Consider the following 17594-nt stretch of genomic DNA (forward strand, 5'->3'; position numbering starts at 1 on the left):
GTTTGGAGCGCGATCCCTTCAGATCGAACTCAGTAACGCAACACCTGGCGCAGTATCTGCCCGCCGCGCTCGACGGTAAAGCGCCACCAGCGCGTATCCTGCTGGGCAACCTGCGCCAGCGTCGCGGCGGTATCGATGGTGGTGCCGTTGACCTCGCGCACGATGTCGCCCGGCTGGAAGCCGAAATCGGCGGCCGGCGAATCGCGGTTGATGTCGATCACCGTCACGCCTTTGAGATCCGTGCGCAGGCCGAGCTTCTGAGCCAGCCGCGGCGACAGTTCGGCAACCTTGGCGCCCGAGAACGGGCTGCGGCCATGCAGCGTCACTTCCGAGGCTTTCGCACCTTCCGGCGCGCGCTCCAGCGCAATGTCCATGGCCGCTTGCTGGCCCTTGGTCAGGATCGCGAAATTCGCCTTGGTGCCGATCGAGAGCGTCGCCATGCGATAGTCCAGCGCCTCGATGCTCTCGACGGGCTTGCCGTTGATCTGCAGCACGACATCGCCCGCCTTCAGCCCAGCCTTGCCGGCTGGACCCGTGGCTTCGACAGAAGACACAAGCGCCCCTGTCGGCTTCTCCATGCCGAGCGATTCGGCGATCTGCGGCGTCACAGCTTCGAACTCGGCGCCGATATAAGGCCGTTCGAAGAAATCGAGGCCGGCCTTGGCGGCATCGGCAAAAGCCCGCACCATGTTGGCGGGGATGGCAAAGCCAATGCCGATCGAGCCGCCACTGCGGCTGTAGATGGCGGTGTTGATGCCAACCAGCTGGCCGCCCATGTTGATCAGCGCGCCGCCGGAATTGCCGGGATTGATGGCAGCGTCCGTCTGGATGAAATAGCCGGAATCCGAAACGCCGATATGGCTGCGGGCCAGTGCTGAAACGATGCCGCTGGTGGTGGTCTGGCCGACGCCGAAGGGGTTGCCGATGGCCAGCACCAGATCGCCGACCTCAAGCGCGTCGGAATCGCCGATGGCGATGACCGGGAAGGGTTTGTCGGATTCGATCTTGAGTACCGCAAGGTCGAGCGTCTCGTCCTTGAGCATCACCTTGCTGGTGAATTCCCGCCCGTCGGCGGTCGCCACCTTGACCTCGTCGGCATCCTTGATGACGTGGAAATTGGTGACGATGACACCGCTCGGATCGACGAGCACGCCCGAGCCCAGCGAAGACTGCGCGCGCGGCTGGGCGCGGCCGAAAAACTCCTCGAAGAACGGATCGCCTTCAAAAGGCGATGTGACCTTGGCCGTCTGCGAGGCATAGACGTTGACCACGGCGGGTGCCGTCTGCTTGACCAGCGGCGCGAACGAAAGCTGCACCTCCTCGCGGCCGAACGGCACGCGCTTGTCTGGACCGGAGGTGGAATTCTCGCCTTCAACGCCATGCAACAGGTCGGTCAGTACGTCCGACAACCCCGGATCGGCGGGCTTTGCGGCGTCTTCGGCCAGCGCCTGCCGGACTGCCGGTGCGGCTGCGAACACCATGAAGGCGCAGAGCAGAACGAGGGACAGTCTTTTGGCGCGCATTCGCGAATCCTCCAAGGCAAGTTCGGGCGCATTGTCCCGACGATTGTGCAAAATGAAAGGCTAAGCCGCTGAAATCCGATTATTTTCGCGTCGGCAGATCGTTTAAGACACGCATAGGAACGCGCAGAACATGAAAAAGGGGCCCGCAGGCCCCTTTAATTCATTTCGGAAAGACGAAGCCTTATGCGGCAGCGGCGTCCGCTTCGGTGCCTTCGGCTTCGATGCGGGCGCGATCGCCGGCGCCCTTGGCCGAAGTGTCGCGATCGACGAACTCGATGACGGCCATCGCGGCATTGTCGCCGTGACGGAAGCCCGCCTTCATGATGCGCAGGTAGCCGCCGTTGCGGTTGGCGTAGCGCGGCGCGATGGTGTCGAACAGGCGCTTGACGACGCCTTCATTGCCGATCTGGGCAATGACCTGGCGGCGGGCGTGCAGGTCACCGCGCTTGCCGAGCGTCACCAGCTTCTCGACGATCGGACGCAGGTCCTTGGCCTTCGGCAAGGTGGTGACGATCTGCTCGTGCTCGAGCAGCGACACGGCGAGGTTGGCGAACATCGACTTGCGATGGCTAATGCTTCGGGCGAAGCGGCGGCCTTTGAAACCGTGGCGCATGGCTCTTTTCCTTCTTCAGTTGGTCAAGAGGCCGCGGCCCCTGATGGTTTTCCGCATGACCGTCGGATCGAGCGGCCCACGCCGCCGATCCTTGGAATTCATGCTCAATATTGATCTTCGTAACGCTTGGCGAGGTCTTCGATGTTTTCCGGCGGCCAGTCCGGCACTTCCATGCCGAGGTGCAGGCCCATCGCCGCCAGGACTTCCTTGATCTCGTTCAGCGACTTGCGGCCGAAGTTCGGGGTGCGCAGCATCTCGGCTTCGGTCTTCTGAATGAGATCGCCGATGTAGACGATGTTGTCGTTCTTCAGGCAGTTGGCCGAACGCACCGAAAGCTCGAGTTCGTCGACCTTCTTGAGCAGCGCCGGGTTGAAGGCGAGCTCTGTGACGGCTTCGGCAGCGACTTCCTTCTGCGGCTCGTCGAAGTTGACGAACAGGCCGAGCTGGTCCTGCAGGATGCGGGCGGCGAAAGCCACCGCGTCTTCGCCCGAGATCGAACCGTCGGTCTCGATGGTCATGGTCAGCTTGTCATAGTCGAGAACCTGGCCCTCGCGGGTGTTTTCGACCTTGTAGGAGACCTTCTTGACCGGCGAGTAGAGGCTGTCGACCGGGATCAGGCCGATCGGCGCGTCCTCGGCGCGGTTGCGCTCGGCCGGCACATAACCCTTGCCGGTGTCGACGGTGAATTCCATGCGGATTTCAGCGCCTTCGTCGAGCGTGCAGATGACGTGGTCGGGATTGAGGATCTCGACGTCGCCAACCGTCTGGATGTCGCCGGAGAGAACCGCGCCCGGGCCCTGCTTGCGAACGACCATGCGCTTGGGGCCGTCGCCTTCCATACGGATGGCGATTTCCTTGATGTTCAGAACGATGTCGGTCACGTCCTCGCGCACACCGGCGATGGACGAGAATTCATGCAGGACGCCGTCGATCTGCACGGCGGTGACGGCCGCACCGCGCAGCGAAGACAGAAGCACGCGGCGCAGCGCGTTGCCAAGCGTGAGGCCAAAGCCGCGCTCGAGCGGCTCGGCGACCAGCGTGGTCAGAGTCTTCTTCTTCGACGAGAACTCGATCTTGTTCGGCTTGATCAGTTCCTGCCAATTTTTCTGGATCATGATGCTTTCCTTCCGTTGACCCGCCACCATCCAATCGTGGCGGGCGACCTGGAATACCGCGGAGGAACGCCTTTCGGCGTTCGCGCGGCGTTCGGTAATTTCTTAGACGCGGCGCTTCTTGCGCGGGCGGCATCCATTGTGCGGGATCGGCGTCACATCACGGATCGAGGTGATGGTGAAGCCGGCCGCCTGCAGGGCGCGCAAAGCCGATTCACGACCGGAGCCGGGTCCGCAGACCTCGACTTCGAGCATGCGCATGCCGTGTTCCTGGGCCTTCTTGGCAACGTCCTCGGCAGCCATCTGGGCGGCGAACGGGGTCGACTTGCGCGAACCCTTGAAGCCCTGGGCACCGGCCGACGACCAGGCAATCGAATTGCCCTGCGCGTCGGTGATGGTGATCATCGTGTTGTTGAAGGTCGAATTGACGTGGGCAACGCCCGACGAGATATTCTTGCGTTCGCGACGGCGAACACGAGCGGCTTCCTTGGCCATGATAGTCCTTTCAGTTGATCTCTACACCGCCGTAATGCCAGCGGCTCCACCAGGGAGAAGGCAGTGGGGGAATATGGCAGTAGGGCAGTATGTCTGCCGTTCCTATTGCCTTACTGCCCTACTCCCTTACTGCCCTAAATTACTTCTTCTTGCCGGCGATCGACTTGGCCGGGCCCTTGCGGGTACGCGCATTGGTGTGCGTGCGCTGGCCGCGAACCGGCAGCGAGCGGCGGTGACGCAGACCGCGATAGCAGCCGAGGTCCATGAGCCGCTTGATGTTCATCGAGACTTCGCGGCGCAGGTCGCCTTCGACCTGGTAGTCGCGGTCGATGGTCTCGCGGATCTGCAAGACTTCCGCGTCGGTCAGCTGGTTGACGCGGCGCTCGGCCGGGATGCCGACCTTGTCGACGATCTCCTGGGCGAACTTCTTGCCAATGCCGTGAATGTACTGAAGCGCAATGACGACGCGCTTGTTGGTCGGAATATTGACGCCGGCTATACGAGCCATGTTCTTCTCTTCTCCATGTGGGCCGGACAAGCCGGCGTTATTCAGATTGCCCCGCGTCCGGTGGAGGCCGGCCCTTGCGGGAGTTTCCAGTTCAAAGCGACTGCCTTGCCCTTGCGGACAAGCAAAGTGTGCATCTGATAGGAAGACGGGCCGCCATACCGCAGCGAACTGTCCCCGTCAAGCTTAATCTTTAGATTCCCTTACCGCGCCTTTGCAGCCGCCGCGAGCACGGCTTCGATCTCGGCGGTCACCGCGTCGATGCTGGCCATGCCGTCGACAGTCTTGAGCCTGCCTTTGGCGTAGTAGTAGCCGGTCAGCGGAGCGGTCTTCTTGTAGTACTCGCGCAGGCGCTCTTCGAACACCGCAGGATTGTCATCCTTGCGCACCGGCTGGCCGGCCGCCTTGGCATCCTCGGCACGCTTGACGATGCGGCCGACCAGGGCCCTGTCGTCGACGACCAGTTCGATGACCGTGTCGAGGCTGATGCCACGCTCCGAGAGCATCGATTCAACCGCATCGGCCTGCACCAGCGTGCGCGGGTAGCCGTCGAGAATGAAACCTCCGGCGCAATCGGCCTGGTCGATCCGCTCGGCGACGATGGCGTTGACGATGGCGTCGGACACCAGCTCACCGGCATCCATCACCGCCTTGGCACGCTTGCCGACTTCGGACCCGGCCTGAACGGCGGCACGCAGCATGTCGCCCGTCGAAAGCTGGGGTATGCCGTATTTGTCTACCAGTCTTTGTGCTTGTGTCCCCTTGCCCGCCCCTGGCGGCCCAAGCAAAATCAACCTCATCTGGCTTTCTCCCCCGCGCAGCTTCGACTTCTTGATCAGGCCTTCATACTGGTGCGCGATCAGGTGGCCCTGAATCTGCGCAACCGTATCGAGCGTGACACTGACCACGATCAGAAGCGATGTGCCACCAAGGTAGAATGGTACGCCAGTCGCCGAGATCAGGAACTCCGGCAGCAGGCACACCAGCACCAGATAGATGGCGCCGACGACGGTGATGCGGGTGAGAACGTAATCGATATAATCGGCGGTGCGCTCGCCCGGACGATAGCCCGGGATGAAGCCCGAATGCTTCTTGAGCTGGTCGGCGGTGTCCTTCGGGTTGAAGACAATCGCAGTGTAGAAGAAGGCGAAAAACACGATCATCGCCGCATAAAACAGCATGTAGAGCGGCTGGCCGTGGCCAAGCGAGGCCAGGATGGTGCTCGCCCAGGCCGGCATGTTGGTCGTCTGCGAGAAACCGGCAACGGTGGCCGGCAGCAGAAGCAGCGACGACGCGAAGATCGGCGGGATGACGCCCGATGTGTTGAGCTTCAGCGGCAAATGCGAGGTGTCGCCCTGGAACATGCGGTTGCCGACCTGGCGCTTCGGATACTGGATCAGCAGGCGGCGCTGGGCGCGCTCGAAGAACACGATGAGCGCGATGACGACGATGGCCAGAACGATGATCGCCAGGATCAGACCGGTCGACAAGGCGCCGGTGCGGCCGAGTTCCAGCGTGCCGGAGATGGCGCGCGGCAGGCCGGCGACGATGCCGGAGAAGATGATCAGCGAAATGCCGTTGCCGATGCCGCGCGCGGTGATCTGCTCGCCAAGCCACATCAGGAACATGGTGCCGCCAACCAGCGTGACGACGGTCGAGAGGCGGAAGAACATGCCGGGATCATTGACGATGCCGTGGCCGTTCTCGAGACCCACCGAAATGCCGTAGGCCTGCACCAATGCCAGAAGCACGGTGCCGTAGCGCGTGTACTGGTTGATGACCTTGCGGCCCTGTTCGCCTTCCTTCTTCAGCGCTTCCAGCGACGGGATGACAGACGTCATCAGCTGCATGATGATGGAGGCGGAGATGTAAGGCATGATGCCGAGCGCGAAGATCGCCATGCGCTGCACGGCGCCGCCGGCGAACATGTTGAACATGCCGAGCACGCCCTTGCTCTGCGAGGAGAAGGCCTGGGCAAAGGCATCGGGGTTGATGCCGGGAAGCGGAATGTAGGTGCCGAGGCGATAGACGAGCAAAGCGCCGATCGTGAACCAGATGCGTTTCTTCAGGTCCTCCGCCTTGGCGAAGGCCGAGAAATTCAGATTCGAGGCTAGTTGTTCAGCAGCCGAAGCCATGCCTGATTCTCCGCTTGGTAACGCTTGATGGCCCGTGAGGTCAGGCGGCGCGTTTCACCGAAGCCCACGAGATAAGCTCCGGGCTCTAAACATGCAAGCGGCCGCGTTGACGCGGCCGCTTAATTAGCAGATCAAAGCACAATCGTGAGCAAAAACGGGATCCCATTCTTGCCGATCGCGCTTCAAATTGCCGTTACTCGGCAGCTGCCTTTTCCGGCAACTTGACCGAGCCGCCGGCCTTTTCGATCTTCTCGATCGCGGCCTTGGAGGCACCGGCGACGTCGAAGGCGAGCTTTGCCTTGATCTCACCGTCCGAGAGGATGCGAACGCCGTCCTTGACGCGGCGAATGACGCCGGCGGCAACGGCGATTCAGCCGTCACGGTAGCCTTGGCGTCGAGCTTCTTGGCGTCGATGGCGACCTGGATACGGGCCAGCGACACGACAGTGAAGCTCTTGGCGAAGATGTTGTTGAAGCCACGCTTCGGCAGGCGCCTGTAGAGCGGCATCTGGCCACCCTCGAAGCCGTTGATGGCGACGCCGGAGCGCGCCTTCTGGCCCTTGACGCCGCGACCGGCGGTCTTGCCGGAGCCGGAACCGATGCCACGGCCGAGACGCTTCTTGGAGTGCGTCGCGCCGTCCTTGTCACGCAGATCGTTGAGTTTCATCTGAGTTCTCCTGCGCTTTGGCTCAGCCCTCGTCCACGACGCGGACGAGATGCTGAACGGCGGCGATCATGCCGCGCACGGAAGGCGTATCTTCCAGCGTGCGCTGCTTGTGCATCTTGTTGAGGCCGAGGCCGACCAGCGTCGCGCGCTGTTCCTTCGGGCGGCGGATCGGCGAACCGATCTGCTCAACGGTGATGGTCTTGGTTGCTTTCTTGGCCATGGTCAAAATCCCTGGTCAGATCGACTATTCTTCAGCCGCAACGGCGGTGCCGCGGCGGGCCTGAAGGGTCGAATACTTGATGCCGCGCGCAGCAGCCACATCCTTGGGATGCATCTGGCTCTTCAGCGCGTCGAAAGTGGCGCGAACCATGTTGTAGGGGTTCGACGAACCCATCGACTTGGCGACCACGTCATGCATGCCGAGCGTCTCGAAGACAGCGCGCATCGGGCCGCCGGCGATGATGCCGGTACCCTGCTTGGCAGCGCGCAGCAGAACGCGTCCGGCACCCCAACGTCCCTCGACGTCATGATGCAGCGTACGACCCGAGCGCAGCGGCACGAAGATCATGTCGCGCTTTGCCGATTCGGTTGCCTTGCGGATGGCTTCCGGCACTTCGCGTGCCTTGCCATGACCGAAGCCGACGCGACCCTTCTGGTCGCCGACGACGACGAGTGCTGCAAAACCAAAGCGACGGCCGCCCTTGACGACCTTGGCGACGCGGTTGATGTGGACGAGCTTGTCCACCATGCCGTCATCGCGTTCTTCACGATCGCGGCCGCGGCCGCCATCCCTACGTTCCTGTGCCATATCCTGTTCCTTGTTTTTTTCCGGAAGCACGGTTGATGATAAGATCCGGCGCCTCTGTGGGTCACCGGGGGCGAAAGTTCTTAGAAGCTGAGACCGCCTTCGCGAGCGGCTTCTGCCAGCGCCTTGACGCGGCCGTGATAGATGTAGGCGCCGCGATCGAAGACGACTTCCTTGACGCCGGCCTTGGTGGCGCGCTCGGCGATCAGCTTGCCGATCGCAGCCGCAGCCGCGGTGTCGGCGCCGGTCTTCAGCGAACCCTTGAGGTCCTTCTCAAGCGTCGAAGCGGCGGCGATGGTGTGGCCCTTGGCGTCGTCGATGACCTGAACGTAGATGTTCTTCGACGTGCGGTGAACCGAGAGACGCGGACGCTCGCCGGCGACTTTCTTGATCTGACGGCGGACGCGCTGCGCGCGGCGCTGGATGGATTCTTTGCTAGCCATGATAGTTCCTTGCCTTCAAAAAACGGGGGCCGCCATATGCGGTAGGCGAAAGCGCCTCCCGCGACCGCTCCCCGCGGCGTTGCACTTATTTGGCTTGGCCCTTTCCGAAAAGTCTGCAACTTTTCGGGACCATGCCCACTACTTCTTCTTGCCTTCCTTGCGGACGATCTTCTCGCCAGCGTAACGGACGCCCTTGCCCTTGTAGGGCTCGGGGCCGCGGTATTCGCGGATCTCGGCAGCCACCTGGCCAACCTGCTGCTTGTCGATGCCGGTCACGGTGATTTCCGTCGGCTTCGGCACCGTGATGGTGATGCCGGCCGGCGTCTCGTAGACGACGTCATGGCTAAAGCCAAGTGCCAGCTGCAGGTTCTTGCCCTGAAGTGCCGCACGATAGCCGACGCCGGTGATCTCGAGCTTCTTCTCAAAGCCGTCCTTCACGCCCTGCAGGATGTTGACGATCTGCGTGCGCGACATGCCCCACTTGGAGCGAGCGGTCTTGGTCTGGTCGCGCGGCTGGACAGCGATCTCGCTGCCTTCCATCTTGACCAGGACTTCGTCGTTCACCACGAACTTCAGCTCGCCCTTGGGGCCCTTCGCCGTCACGGTCTGGCCGTTGACGGTCGCGGTCACGCCCTGCGGCAGCGAAACGGGTTTCTTTCCAATACGAGACATTTTGTTGTCCTCGTCACTTCTCTTGTTTCAGGTCTCTGTCTTCGGAACGATCCGAAGACCGGATTCCACTTTGCGGGTCAGCTGCCAGATCAGAAGATCTGGCAGAGGATCTCGCCGCCGACGTTCTGTTCGCGTGCTTCGTGATCGGCCATCACGCCCTTCGGCGTCGAAAGGATGGCGATGCCGAGGCCGTTGGCGACGTGCGGGATCGACTTGGCCGAGACGTAAACGCGGCGGCCCGGCTTCGAGACGCGGGCGATTTCGCGCACGACCGGCGCACCGTCGAAATACTTCAGCTCGATTTCGATTTCGGACTTGCCGTTATCGAAGTCGGTCTGGCTGTAGTCGCGGATATAGCCTTCAGCCTTCAGCACGTCGAGGACGCGGGTGCGCAGACGCGAAGCCGGCGTCGAGACACTCGACTTCTTGCGGCCGTAGGCGTTGCGGATGCGGGTCAGCATATCGCCGAGAGGATCGCTCAATGACATGTTATGTCCTCCTTACCAGCTCGACTTGACCAGGCCCGGGATCTGGCCGTTGTTGCCGAGATCACGAAGCGCGATGCGCGATACTTTGAGCTTGCGATAGTAGGCACGCGGGCGGCCGGTGACTTCGCAGCGGTTGCGGATGCGGATCTTGGCCGAGTTGCGCGGCATGGCGGCAAGCTTGAGCTGAGCGCGAAAGCGCTCTTCCATCGGCTTGGACTGATCCATGATGATCGCCTTCAGGGCAGCGCGCTTGGGACCGTACTGGTCGGCAAGCTTGCGGCGCCTGTTGTTCTTCTCGACTGAGCTGGTCTTTGCCATTTCAGATTTTTCCTTTTCTCGCTGCCGTTACTGGCGGAAGGGGAAGTTGAAAGCCTTGAGCAATGCCCGGGCTTCGTCGTCCGTCTTCGCAGTCGTACAAACGATGACGTCCATGCCCCAGATCTGATCAACCTTGTCGTAGTTGATCTCCGGGAACACGATGTGCTCCTTGATGCCCATGGCGTAGTTGCCACGGCCATCGAAGCTCTTGGGGTTCAGTCCGCGAAAGTCGCGGACGCGTGGCAGCGCGATGTTCACGAGGCGGTCGAGGAACTCGTACATACGTTCCTTGCGCAGCGTGACCTTGGCGCCGATCGGCATGTTCTCGCGGACCTTGAAGCCTGCGATCGAATTGCGGGCGCGGGTGACGACGGCCTTCTGGCCGGCGATCATCGCCAGGTCTTCGGCCGCAACCGAAGGCTTCTTGGAATCGGCGGTGGCTTCGCCGACACCCATGTTCAGCACGATCTTGTCGAGGCGCGGAACCTGCATGTCGTTGTCGTAGCCGAACTGCTCCTGCAGCGCCTTGCGGATGGTCTCATTGTAGACCTGCTTGAGGCGCGGCGTGTTGGTTGCAGTCGCCTGCTTGGTTTGAGACTTAGCCATTGATGACTTCTCCCGAGCGCTTGGCGACGCGCACCTTCTTGCCGTCCTTCTGGAAGATGAAACCGACGCGGGTCGGCTTGCCATCCTTGGGGTCGGCCAGCGCGATGTTCGACAGCTGGATCGGCGCTTCCTTGGTGATGATCCCGCCCTCTTGGGACTGGGACTGCTTCTGGTGACGACGGATCATGTTGACGCCGCGCACCAGCGCGGTGTCATCCTTCGGCTGAACCGACAGGACTTCGCCCGAACGGCCCTTGTCCTTGCCGGCCAGCACGACGACCTTGTCGCCTTTTCTAATCTTTTGCATTGGTCCGGCTCCTTACAGCACTTCAGGCGCGAGCGAGATGATCTTCATGTGGTTCTTGGCGCGAAGTTCGCGCGGAACCGGTCCGAAGATACGCGTGCCGATCGGCTCTTCTTGTTGTCGACGAGAACGGCCGCGTTCTTGTCGAAACGGATCACGCTGCCGTCCGGGCGGCGGATGTCCTTGGCCGTGCGAACCACGACCGCCTTCATCACATCGCCCTTCTTAACGCGGCCGCGCGGAATGGCTTCCTTGATGGACACCACGATGATGTCGCCCACGGAAGCGTATTTCCGCTTCGAGCCGCCCAGCACCTTGATGCACATGACACGACGCGCGCCGGAATTATCCGCCACGTCGAGGTTTGTTTGCATCTGAATCATGACTGGCCGCCTTCTTCTTTTCTAACGGGACGGGCTCAAGCCCCTCCCCGGTCTGTCCAAAATTCGTTTGTTTACGCCTGGTCCGAAGACACGACGATCCAGCGCTTGTCCTTGGAAATCGGCTTCGATTCCTGGATGAACACCTGATCGCCCACCTTGTGGGCGTTGTTCTCGTCGTGCGCCTTGTACTTCTTGGTCATGCGCACGGTCTTCTTCATCACGGGATGCGTGAAGCGCCGTTCGACCTTGACGACAACCGTCTTCTCGTTCTTGTCGCTGACGACGGTGCCCTGCAGAATGCGCTTTGGCATGGTTTTCGTCCTTAAGCCTTCTTAGCCGCGGACTTTTCCGCAGCGATGGTCCTGATGCGCGCAATGTCCTTACGGACCTGTCTCACGCGCGCGGTCTTCTCAAGCTGGCCGGTGGCCTTCTGGAAGCGCAGGTTGAACTGCTCCTTCTTCAGGCTGGCCAGGTCGTCGGTCAGCTGATCCTGGGTCTTGGTCCGGATGTCTTCGGCTTTCATGATCAGCCCGTCCTATTCTGCGATGCGCTGTACGAAGCGCGTCTTGACCGAGAGCTTGGCCGCGCCGAGACGCAGCGCCTCACGGGCGGTTTCTTCATTGACGCCGTCGATCTCGAACATGATGCGGCCCGGCTTGACGCGCGCCGCCCAGTAGTCGACCGCGCCCTTGCCCTTGCCCATGCGCACTTCGGTCGGCTTCGAGGTGACCGGCACGTCTGGGAAAATACGGATCCAGACGCGGCCGGCACGCTTCATTTCACGAGTGATCGCGCGGCGGGCCGCCTCGATCTCACGCGCGGTGACGCGGTTCGGCTCAAGCGCCTTCAGCCCGAAACCACCGAAATCCAGGTTGGTGCCGCCCTTTGCGGTACCATGGATACGGCCCTTGAACTGCTTGCGGAACTTTGTGCGCTTTGGCTGCAGCATCGTTCTAACTCCAAATTCCTAAATGTCTCAGGCGTTTTCGCGACGACGACCGCGTTCGCGATCACCACCACCGCCATGCGCAGCATCACCCTCGGTCGCGCGACGCTCCGAAGCCATCGGATCGTGCTCGAGGATCTCGCCCTTGAATACCCAGACCTTGACGCCGCAGATACCGTAAGCAGTATGCGCTTCAGCCGTGCCGTAGTCGACATCGGCGCGCAGCGTATGCAGCGGCACGCGGCCTTCACGATACCATTCCATGCGCGCGATCTCGGCGCCGCCAAGACGGCCGGCGCAGTTGATGCGGATGCCTTCGGCACCGAGGCGCATCGCCGACTGAACGGCGCGCTTCATGGCGCGGCGGAACGCAATACGACGCTCGAGCTGCTGGGCGATCGACTGGGCGACCAGGGTCGCGTCGATTTCCGGCTTGCGCACTTCAACGATGTTGAGGTGCGTCTCGGACTTCGTCATCTCCATCAGCTTCTTGCGAAGCTTCTCGATGTCGGCGCCCTTCTTGCCGATGATCAGACCCGGGCGCGCGGCATGGATGGTGACGCGGCACTTCTTGTGCGGGCGCTCGATCACGACCTTGGAGATCGCGGCCTGCTTGAGTTCCTTCTCAAGATACTTGCGGATCTTGATGTCCTCATGCAGCAGCTTGCCGTACTCGCCGGTGTTCGCGAACCAGCGCGAATCCCAGGTGCGGTTGATGCCGAGGCGAAGACCGATCGGATTGACTTTCTGGCCCATTATGCGGCCTCCCCTTTTCTTCGACTTCACGAACGACGATCGTGAGGTGCGAGAACGGCTTCTCGATACGGCTGGCGCGACCACGGCCACGAGCGTGGAACCGCTTCATGACAATCGACTTACCGACATAGGCTTCCGCCACGATCAGCGCATCGACGTCCAGGTCGTGGTTGTTTTCCGCGTTGGCAATCGCCGATTCCAGCGTCTTCTTGACCGTGCCGGAAATCCGCTTGGCTGAGAATTCGAGGTCGGAAAGCGCTGTCGCGACCTTCTTGCCGCGGATCAGCGCGGCAACGAGGTTCAGCTTCTGCGGGCTGATACGGATCGTGCGCAATACGGCGCGCGCTTCGTTATCAGCAAGCCTGCGCGGAGCTTTGGCCTTGCCCATGATTATTTCCTCTTCGCCTTCTTATCCGCGCCGTGACCGTAATAGGTCCGGGTCGGAGCGAATTCACCGAACTTGTGACCGACCATGTCCTCGTTGACCGCAACAGGAACATGCTTCTGGCCGTTATAGACACCGAAGGTGAAGCCGACGAACTGCGGCAGGATGGTGGAGCGACGGCTCCACATCTTGATCACCTCATTGCGACCACCTTCACGAACCTTATCCACCTTCTTGAGAAGGTAGCCGTCGATGAAGGGGCCTTTCCAAATAGAACGAGTCACTTGGCGTTACCTCTTCTTAGCTCTTGCGCTGATGGCGCGAGCGCAGGATGAACTTGTCGGTCGCCTTATTGGACCGCGTCTTCTTGCCCTTGGTCGGCTTGCCCCACGGGCTGACCGGATGACGACCACCGGAGGTGCGGCCTTCGCCGCCGCCGTGCGGGTGGTCAACCGGGTTCATGGTCACGCCGCGATTGTGCGGACGCTTGCCACGCCAAACCGTGCGGCCGGCCTTGCCGTCGTTGATGTTGCCATGGTCCGGGTTGGACACGGCACCGACAGTGGCCATGCAGGAGCCGTGAACGACACGCTGCTCGCCCGAATTGAGGCGCAGGATCGCCATGCCCTGGTCACGACCGACCAGCTGGCCGTAGCCGCCTGCCGAACGAGCGACCTGGGCGCCCTTGCCCGGCTTCAGCTCGATGTTGTGGACGATGGTGCCGACCGGCATCGAGGCCAGCGGCATCGCGTTGCCCGGCTTCACGTCGACCGACTCGCCGGCCACGATCTTGTCGCCAGGAGCCAAACGCTGCGGAGCAATGATGTAGGACAGCTCACCATCATCATACTTGATCAGCGCGATGAAGGCGGTGCGGTTCGGATCATACTCGATACGCTCGACCGTGCCGACAACGTCGAACTTGCGACGCTTGAAGTCGATGATGCGGTACGAACGCTTGTGGCCACCACCGATGAAGCGGGCGGTGATACGACCGTGATTGTTGCGGCCGCCCGACTTGGTCAGGCCCTCGGTCAAACCCTTGACGGGCTTGCCCTTGTAGAGGCCCGAGCGGTCGACGATGACCAGCTGGCGGGTGCTCGGCGTTACCGGGTTGAATTTTTTCAGTGCCATTGTTCTGTCCTCGCGGTCTTGCTCAGAGACCCGTCGCGACGTCGATCGACTGGCCGTCGGCCAGCGTCACAATCGCCTTCTTGACGTCGCTCTGGCGGCCGATCGTGCCGCGGAAGCGCTTGATCTTGCCCTTGCGGACAAGCGTGTTCACGGCCATCACCTTGACGCCAAACAGCGCTTCAACGGCGGCCTTGATTTCCGGCTTCGACGCCTTCTTGGCGACGTTGAAGACGACCTGGTTCTGCTCGGAGGCCATGGTCGACTTTTCGGTGATCGCCGGCGAGACGATCACGTCGTAATGACGAAGGTCGGTCATTTAAAGCGCTCCTCGAGAGCCTCGACGGCGGCCTTCGAAAGGACCAGCGTGCCGCGGCGCAGAATGTCGTAGACGTTGATGCCCTGGATGGGCAGCACGTCGATGTTGGGGATGTTGGTGGCTGCCAGCTTGAAGTTCTTGTCAAGCTCGGCGCCGCCAATCACCAGGGCGTTGGTCAGGCCCAGCGTCGCGAAATTCGCGATCAGCGCCTTCGTCTTGGCCTCGGTCAGCTTCAGCTCGTCGATGATGATGATCGACGCGCTCTTGGCCTTGGCCGAGAGAGCATGCTTGAGGCCAAGCGCACGAACCTTCTTGGGCAGTTCATGCTCATGGCTGCGAACGACCGGGCCGTGGGCCTTGCCGCCGCCGCGGAACTGCGGAGCACGTGCCGAGTGGTGACGGGCGCGGCCCGTACCCTTCTGCTTGTACATCTTGGCGCCGGTACGCGCGATTTCAGCGCGGCCCTTGGCCTTGTGCGTGCCCTGCTGCTTCTTGGCAAGCTGCCAGCGCACGACGCGCTGCAGGATGTCCTCGCGCGGATCAAGGCCGAAAATCTCCTCGGAGAGTTCCACCTTGCCGGCGTCTTTACCGCCGAGCGTTGTGATCTTGAGATCCATTATTCTGCTCCCTCAGCGGCCGGAGCCTCGTTCTTGGCAACGGCGCGGATCGCGGCAGGCTTCGGCGCATTGGCCGGCAGTGCCACCTTGGCCGCATCGCGGACCAGGATCCAGGCGCCCTTCGATCCGGGAACCGCACCGCGGATCAGGATCAGGCCGCGATCGGCGTCGGTCGAAACGATCTCGACATTCTGTGTGGTGACGCGGGTGTCGCCCATGTGGCCAGCCATATGCTTGCCCTTGAACACCTTGCCCGGGTCCTGGCGCTGGCCGGTCGAACCGTGCGTACGGTGCGAAACCGAGTTACCGTGCGTCGCGCGGCCACCACCCATGTGGTGACGCTTGATGACGCCCTGGAAACCCTTACCAATCGTCGTGCCCGTCACATCGACCTTCTGGCCGGCGACGAAATGCTCGACGGTGATCTCGGCGCCGACATCGATCATGTTGTCGGCGGAGACGCGGAACTCGGCGACCTTCGCCTTCGGCTCGACGGAAGCGGTCGCGAAATGGCCGCGCATCGCCTTCGACGTGTTCTTCACCTTGGCGAGGCCAACGCCGAGCTGAACGGCGGTGTAGCCATTCTTCTCCTGCGTGCGCTGCGCCACGACCTGGCAGTTCTCCATCTGGAGAACGGTGACGGGAACATGTTCCCCGGCATCGTTGTAGATGCGGGTCATTCCCACCTTCTTTGCAATCACACCTGAACGCATCGGTTCAATTCCTTTAGAGTTCCGGGCCAGGGGCACCGCCCCTTACCGCGCTCTCATTCCCTTAGAGCTTGATCTCGACGTCGACGCCGGCGGCCAGATCGAGCTTCATCAAAGCATCGACGGTCTGCGGGGTCGGATCGACGATGTCGAGCAGACGCTTGTGCGTGCGCATCTCGAACTGCTCGCGGCTCTTCTTGTCGACGTGAGGCGACCGGTTGACCGTAAACTTTTCGATCCGCGTCGGCAGCGGAATGGGGCCGCGGACGTTGGCACCGGTGCGCTTGGCCGTCGACACGATTTCCTTCGTCGAGGCGTCGAGCACGCGGTGATCAAACGCCTTCAGGCGGATGCGGATATTCTGTCCGTTCATGCGTCACTTCCTTGTTCTGGCGCGGCGCGGGCAACTTCCGCGCCCGCGACAGATCGGTTTAAGTCCAAATTACTCTTTGATGGTGACGACGATGCCGGCACCGACGGTGCGGCCGCCTTCACGGATGGCGAAGCGCAGCTTCTCTTCCATGGCGATCGGAACGATCAGCTCGACATCGACCGTGATGTTGTCGCCAGGCATCACCATCTCGGTGCCTTCCGGCAGCGATACGATGCCGGTCACATCCGTCGTGCGGAAGTAGAACTGCGGACGGTAGTTGGTGAAGAACGGCGTGTGACGGCCACCTTCGTCCTTGGTCAGGATGTAGGCTTCGGCCACGAACTTCTTGTGCGGCTTCACCGTGCCCGGCTTGGCCAGAACCTGGCCGCGCTCGACACCTTCACGATCAACGCCACGCAGCAGCGCGCCGATGTTGTCGCCAGCCTGGCCCTGATCGAGCAGCTTGCGGAACATTTCAACGCCCGTGCAGGTCGTCTTGGTCGTCGGACGGATGCCGATGATCTCGAGTTCCTCGCCAACCTTGACAATGCCGCGCTCGACGCGGCCGGTGACGACCGTGCCGCGGCCCGAGATCGAGAACACGTCTTCGATCGGCATCAGGAACGGCTTGTCGAGCGGACGAACCGGGGTCGGGATGTAGGCATCGACCGCAGCCATCAGCTCGCGGATCGCGTCTTCGCCGATCGTCTTGTTGGAATCTTCAAGAGCGGCGAGCGCCGACCCCTTGACGATCGGAATGTCGTCGCCGGGGAATTCGTTCTTCGACAGAAGCTCGCGAACCTCGAGCTCGACCAGTTCGAGCAGTTCGGCGTCGTCGACCTGGTCGACCTTGTTGAGGAACACCACGATCGACGGCACGCCGACCTGACGGGCAAGCAGGATGTGCTCGCGGGTCTGCGGCATCGGGCCGTCGGCGGCCGACACGACCAGGATCGCGCCGTCCATCTGCGCGGCACCGGTGATCATGTTCTTCACATAGTCGGCGTGGCCGGGGCAGTCGACGTGGGCATAGTGGCGGGCAGCCGTCTCGTATTCGACGTGAGCCGTCGAGATGGTGATGCCGCGTGCCTTCTCTTCCGGCGCCGCATCGATCTGGTCGTAGCGCTTGTACTCGCCAAAATACTTCGTGATCGCCGCCGTCAGCGACGTCTTGCCATGGTCAACGTGACCAATCGTGCCGATGTTCACATGAGGCTTGTTACGCTCGAATTTACCTTTTGCCATGTGATGTCTCCAATCTGCTCGCCCATACGGGCCTTGAATTAAGT

25 protein-coding genes and 4 pseudogenes are annotated in these 17594 nt (G+C 61.8%); all 29 read right to left on the reverse strand.

Features of this window, described 5'->3' with window-relative positions; translation table 11 throughout:
• Positions 1 to 29: 29 nt before the first annotated feature.
• Positions 30 to 1523 (reverse strand): Do family serine endopeptidase, encoded by a 1494-nt coding sequence (locus AC0V7N_RS24690; RefSeq protein ID WP_496627332.1) that lies wholly within the window; start codon positions 1521 to 1523, stop codon positions 30 to 32.
• Positions 1524 to 1704: 181 nt separating this feature from the next.
• A complete protein-coding gene (rplQ, locus tag AC0V7N_RS24695) occupies positions 1705 to 2136 on the reverse strand; it encodes a 50S ribosomal protein L17 (protein ID WP_258583909.1) in 432 nt (143 codons plus the stop codon).
• A 104-nt stretch (positions 2137 to 2240) separates the two neighbouring features.
• Entirely contained in the window at positions 2241 to 3251 is a 1011-nt protein-coding gene (locus tag AC0V7N_RS24700; protein ID WP_475450911.1) for a DNA-directed RNA polymerase subunit alpha, read from the reverse strand.
• Between the two features lie 102 nt (positions 3252 to 3353).
• Positions 3354 to 3743, reverse strand: coding sequence for a 30S ribosomal protein S11 (gene rpsK / locus AC0V7N_RS24705; protein ID WP_006205444.1), 390 nt, complete (start codon positions 3741 to 3743; stop codon positions 3354 to 3356).
• Between the two features lie 139 nt (positions 3744 to 3882).
• The gene (rpsM, locus tag AC0V7N_RS24710; protein WP_006205445.1) at positions 3883 to 4251 is read right to left on the reverse strand and encodes a 30S ribosomal protein S13; all 369 of its coding nucleotides are present in this window, start codon (positions 4249 to 4251) and stop codon (positions 3883 to 3885) included.
• A 200-nt stretch (positions 4252 to 4451) separates the two neighbouring features.
• Positions 4452 to 5048 carry an adenylate kinase gene (locus tag AC0V7N_RS24715; RefSeq protein WP_258583910.1) on the reverse strand — a complete coding sequence of 199 codons (597 nt, stop codon included), beginning with the start codon at positions 5046 to 5048 and terminating at the stop codon, positions 4452 to 4454.
• A 6-nt stretch (positions 5049 to 5054) separates the two neighbouring features.
• Positions 5055 to 6383 (reverse strand): annotated as a pseudogene (gene secY / locus AC0V7N_RS24720) (preprotein translocase subunit SecY); the annotation flags it as partial.
• Positions 6384 to 6576: 193 nt separating this feature from the next.
• Positions 6577 to 7049 (reverse strand): annotated as a pseudogene (rplO, locus tag AC0V7N_RS24725) (50S ribosomal protein L15).
• A 22-nt stretch (positions 7050 to 7071) separates the two neighbouring features.
• Positions 7072 to 7269, reverse strand: a complete 198-nt coding sequence (gene rpmD / locus AC0V7N_RS24730) for a 50S ribosomal protein L30 (RefSeq protein ID WP_006205449.1) — start codon at positions 7267 to 7269, stop codon at positions 7072 to 7074.
• Between the two features lie 24 nt (positions 7270 to 7293).
• Positions 7294 to 7857 (reverse strand): 30S ribosomal protein S5, encoded by a 564-nt coding sequence (gene rpsE, locus AC0V7N_RS24735; RefSeq protein ID WP_006333394.1) that lies wholly within the window; start codon positions 7855 to 7857, stop codon positions 7294 to 7296.
• Between the two features lie 80 nt (positions 7858 to 7937).
• Positions 7938 to 8297, reverse strand: coding sequence for a 50S ribosomal protein L18 (rplR, locus tag AC0V7N_RS24740; protein ID WP_172229138.1), 360 nt, complete (start codon positions 8295 to 8297; stop codon positions 7938 to 7940).
• A 138-nt stretch (positions 8298 to 8435) separates the two neighbouring features.
• Positions 8436 to 8969 carry a 50S ribosomal protein L6 gene (rplF, locus tag AC0V7N_RS24745; protein ID WP_023682603.1) on the reverse strand — a complete coding sequence of 178 codons (534 nt, stop codon included), beginning with the start codon at positions 8967 to 8969 and terminating at the stop codon, positions 8436 to 8438.
• Positions 8970 to 9058: 89 nt separating this feature from the next.
• Positions 9059 to 9457 carry a 30S ribosomal protein S8 gene (gene rpsH, locus AC0V7N_RS24750; protein ID WP_006205453.1) on the reverse strand — a complete coding sequence of 133 codons (399 nt, stop codon included), beginning with the start codon at positions 9455 to 9457 and terminating at the stop codon, positions 9059 to 9061.
• A gap of 12 nt (positions 9458 to 9469) precedes the next feature.
• On the reverse strand, positions 9470 to 9775 hold the full coding sequence (rpsN, locus tag AC0V7N_RS24755; RefSeq protein WP_013895695.1) for a 30S ribosomal protein S14: 306 nt from the start codon (positions 9773 to 9775) through the stop codon (positions 9470 to 9472).
• Positions 9776 to 9802: 27 nt separating this feature from the next.
• A complete protein-coding gene (rplE, locus tag AC0V7N_RS24760) occupies positions 9803 to 10381 on the reverse strand; it encodes a 50S ribosomal protein L5 (RefSeq protein WP_172229140.1) in 579 nt (192 codons plus the stop codon).
• The gene (rplX, locus tag AC0V7N_RS24765) at positions 10374 to 10688 is read right to left on the reverse strand and encodes a 50S ribosomal protein L24 (protein ID WP_006205456.1); all 315 of its coding nucleotides are present in this window, start codon (positions 10686 to 10688) and stop codon (positions 10374 to 10376) included. The genes rplE and rplX overlap by 8 nt, the downstream gene beginning before the upstream one ends.
• A 12-nt stretch (positions 10689 to 10700) precedes the next feature.
• A pseudogene (gene rplN / locus AC0V7N_RS24770) lies at positions 10701 to 11068 on the reverse strand (50S ribosomal protein L14).
• 71 nt (positions 11069 to 11139) lie between these two features.
• The gene (gene rpsQ, locus AC0V7N_RS24775) at positions 11140 to 11379 is read right to left on the reverse strand and encodes a 30S ribosomal protein S17 (RefSeq protein ID WP_010909280.1); all 240 of its coding nucleotides are present in this window, start codon (positions 11377 to 11379) and stop codon (positions 11140 to 11142) included.
• Between the two features lie 11 nt (positions 11380 to 11390).
• On the reverse strand, positions 11391 to 11591 hold the full coding sequence (gene rpmC, locus AC0V7N_RS24780) for a 50S ribosomal protein L29 (protein WP_475450913.1): 201 nt from the start codon (positions 11589 to 11591) through the stop codon (positions 11391 to 11393).
• Between the two features lie 12 nt (positions 11592 to 11603).
• On the reverse strand, positions 11604 to 12017 hold the full coding sequence (gene rplP / locus AC0V7N_RS24785) for a 50S ribosomal protein L16 (protein WP_013531427.1): 414 nt from the start codon (positions 12015 to 12017) through the stop codon (positions 11604 to 11606).
• 27 nt (positions 12018 to 12044) lie between these two features.
• On the reverse strand, positions 12045 to 12770 hold the full coding sequence (gene rpsC / locus AC0V7N_RS24790) for a 30S ribosomal protein S3 (RefSeq protein ID WP_023672753.1): 726 nt from the start codon (positions 12768 to 12770) through the stop codon (positions 12045 to 12047).
• A 10-nt stretch (positions 12771 to 12780) separates the two neighbouring features.
• Positions 12781 to 13158: pseudogene (rplV, locus tag AC0V7N_RS24795) on the reverse strand (50S ribosomal protein L22); the annotation flags it as partial.
• A 2-nt stretch (positions 13159 to 13160) separates the two neighbouring features.
• Entirely contained in the window at positions 13161 to 13439 is a 279-nt protein-coding gene (rpsS, locus tag AC0V7N_RS24800; protein ID WP_027044977.1) for a 30S ribosomal protein S19, read from the reverse strand.
• A gap of 16 nt (positions 13440 to 13455) precedes the next feature.
• Positions 13456 to 14289, reverse strand: coding sequence for a 50S ribosomal protein L2 (gene rplB, locus AC0V7N_RS24805; protein WP_172229142.1), 834 nt, complete (start codon positions 14287 to 14289; stop codon positions 13456 to 13458).
• Between the two features lie 22 nt (positions 14290 to 14311).
• Positions 14312 to 14605, reverse strand: a complete 294-nt coding sequence (locus AC0V7N_RS24810; protein ID WP_010909275.1) for a 50S ribosomal protein L23 — start codon at positions 14603 to 14605, stop codon at positions 14312 to 14314.
• Positions 14602 to 15222: a 50S ribosomal protein L4 gene (gene rplD, locus AC0V7N_RS24815; protein ID WP_006333366.1), complete on the reverse strand. Its 621-nt coding sequence runs from the start codon at positions 15220 to 15222 to the stop codon at positions 14602 to 14604. The genes AC0V7N_RS24810 and rplD overlap by 4 nt, the downstream gene beginning before the upstream one ends.
• Entirely contained in the window at positions 15222 to 15935 is a 714-nt protein-coding gene (rplC, locus tag AC0V7N_RS24820) for a 50S ribosomal protein L3 (RefSeq protein ID WP_112395064.1), read from the reverse strand. Before rplC ends, rplD begins: the two co-directional genes overlap by 1 nt.
• 61 nt (positions 15936 to 15996) lie before the next feature.
• Positions 15997 to 16305 carry a 30S ribosomal protein S10 gene (rpsJ, locus tag AC0V7N_RS24825; protein ID WP_010909272.1) on the reverse strand — a complete coding sequence of 103 codons (309 nt, stop codon included), beginning with the start codon at positions 16303 to 16305 and terminating at the stop codon, positions 15997 to 15999.
• 69 nt (positions 16306 to 16374) lie between these two features.
• Complete coding sequence (tuf, locus tag AC0V7N_RS24830) at positions 16375 to 17550, reverse strand: elongation factor Tu (RefSeq protein ID WP_023723394.1); 1176 nt, start codon at positions 17548 to 17550, stop codon at positions 16375 to 16377.
• Between the last annotated feature and the right edge of the window lie 44 nt (positions 17551 to 17594).

Source organism: Mesorhizobium kamtschaticum (assembly GCF_056174585.1).

Coding starts and splice junctions, on each gene's coding strand:
- AC0V7N_RS24690 (WP_496627332.1), bottom strand. CDS start 1,523: ATGCGCGCCAAAAGACTGTCCCTCGTTCTGCTCTGCGCCTTCATGGTG.
- rplQ (WP_258583909.1), bottom strand. CDS start 2,136: ATGCGCCACGGTTTCAAAGGCCGCCGCTTCGCCCGAAGCATTAGCCAT.
- AC0V7N_RS24700 (WP_475450911.1), bottom strand. CDS start 3,251: ATGATCCAGAAAAATTGGCAGGAACTGATCAAGCCGAACAAGATCGAG.
- rpsK (WP_006205444.1), bottom strand. CDS start 3,743: ATGGCCAAGGAAGCCGCTCGTGTTCGCCGTCGCGAACGCAAGAATATC.
- rpsM (WP_006205445.1), bottom strand. CDS start 4,251: ATGGCTCGTATAGCCGGCGTCAATATTCCGACCAACAAGCGCGTCGTC.
- AC0V7N_RS24715 (WP_258583910.1), bottom strand. CDS start 5,048: ATGAGGTTGATTTTGCTTGGGCCGCCAGGGGCGGGCAAGGGGACACAA.
- rpmD (WP_006205449.1), bottom strand. CDS start 7,269: ATGGCCAAGAAAGCAACCAAGACCATCACCGTTGAGCAGATCGGTTCG.
- rpsE (WP_006333394.1), bottom strand. CDS start 7,857: ATGGCACAGGAACGTAGGGATGGCGGCCGCGGCCGCGATCGTGAAGAA.
- rplR (WP_172229138.1), bottom strand. CDS start 8,297: ATGGCTAGCAAAGAATCCATCCAGCGCCGCGCGCAGCGCGTCCGCCGT.
- rplF (WP_023682603.1), bottom strand. CDS start 8,969: ATGTCTCGTATTGGAAAGAAACCCGTTTCGCTGCCGCAGGGCGTGACC.
- rpsH (WP_006205453.1), bottom strand. CDS start 9,457: ATGTCATTGAGCGATCCTCTCGGCGATATGCTGACCCGCATCCGCAAC.
- rpsN (WP_013895695.1), bottom strand. CDS start 9,775: ATGGCAAAGACCAGCTCAGTCGAGAAGAACAACAGGCGCCGCAAGCTT.
- rplE (WP_172229140.1), bottom strand. CDS start 10,381: ATGGCTAAGTCTCAAACCAAGCAGGCGACTGCAACCAACACGCCGCGC.
- rplX (WP_006205456.1), bottom strand. CDS start 10,688: ATGCAAAAGATTAGAAAAGGCGACAAGGTCGTCGTGCTGGCCGGCAAG.
- rpsQ (WP_010909280.1), bottom strand. CDS start 11,379: ATGCCAAAGCGCATTCTGCAGGGCACCGTCGTCAGCGACAAGAACGAG.
- rpmC (WP_475450913.1), bottom strand. CDS start 11,591: ATGAAAGCCGAAGACATCCGGACCAAGACCCAGGATCAGCTGACCGAC.
- rplP (WP_013531427.1), bottom strand. CDS start 12,017: ATGCTGCAGCCAAAGCGCACAAAGTTCCGCAAGCAGTTCAAGGGCCGT.
- rpsC (WP_023672753.1), bottom strand. CDS start 12,770: ATGGGCCAGAAAGTCAATCCGATCGGTCTTCGCCTCGGCATCAACCGC.
- rplB (WP_172229142.1), bottom strand. CDS start 14,289: ATGGCACTGAAAAAATTCAACCCGGTAACGCCGAGCACCCGCCAGCTG.
- AC0V7N_RS24810 (WP_010909275.1), bottom strand. CDS start 14,605: ATGACCGACCTTCGTCATTACGACGTGATCGTCTCGCCGGCGATCACC.
- rplD (WP_006333366.1), bottom strand. CDS start 15,222: ATGGATCTCAAGATCACAACGCTCGGCGGTAAAGACGCCGGCAAGGTG.
- rplC (WP_112395064.1), bottom strand. CDS start 15,935: ATGCGTTCAGGTGTGATTGCAAAGAAGGTGGGAATGACCCGCATCTAC.
- rpsJ (WP_010909272.1), bottom strand. CDS start 16,305: ATGAACGGACAGAATATCCGCATCCGCCTGAAGGCGTTTGATCACCGC.
- tuf (WP_023723394.1), bottom strand. CDS start 17,550: ATGGCAAAAGGTAAATTCGAGCGTAACAAGCCTCATGTGAACATCGGC.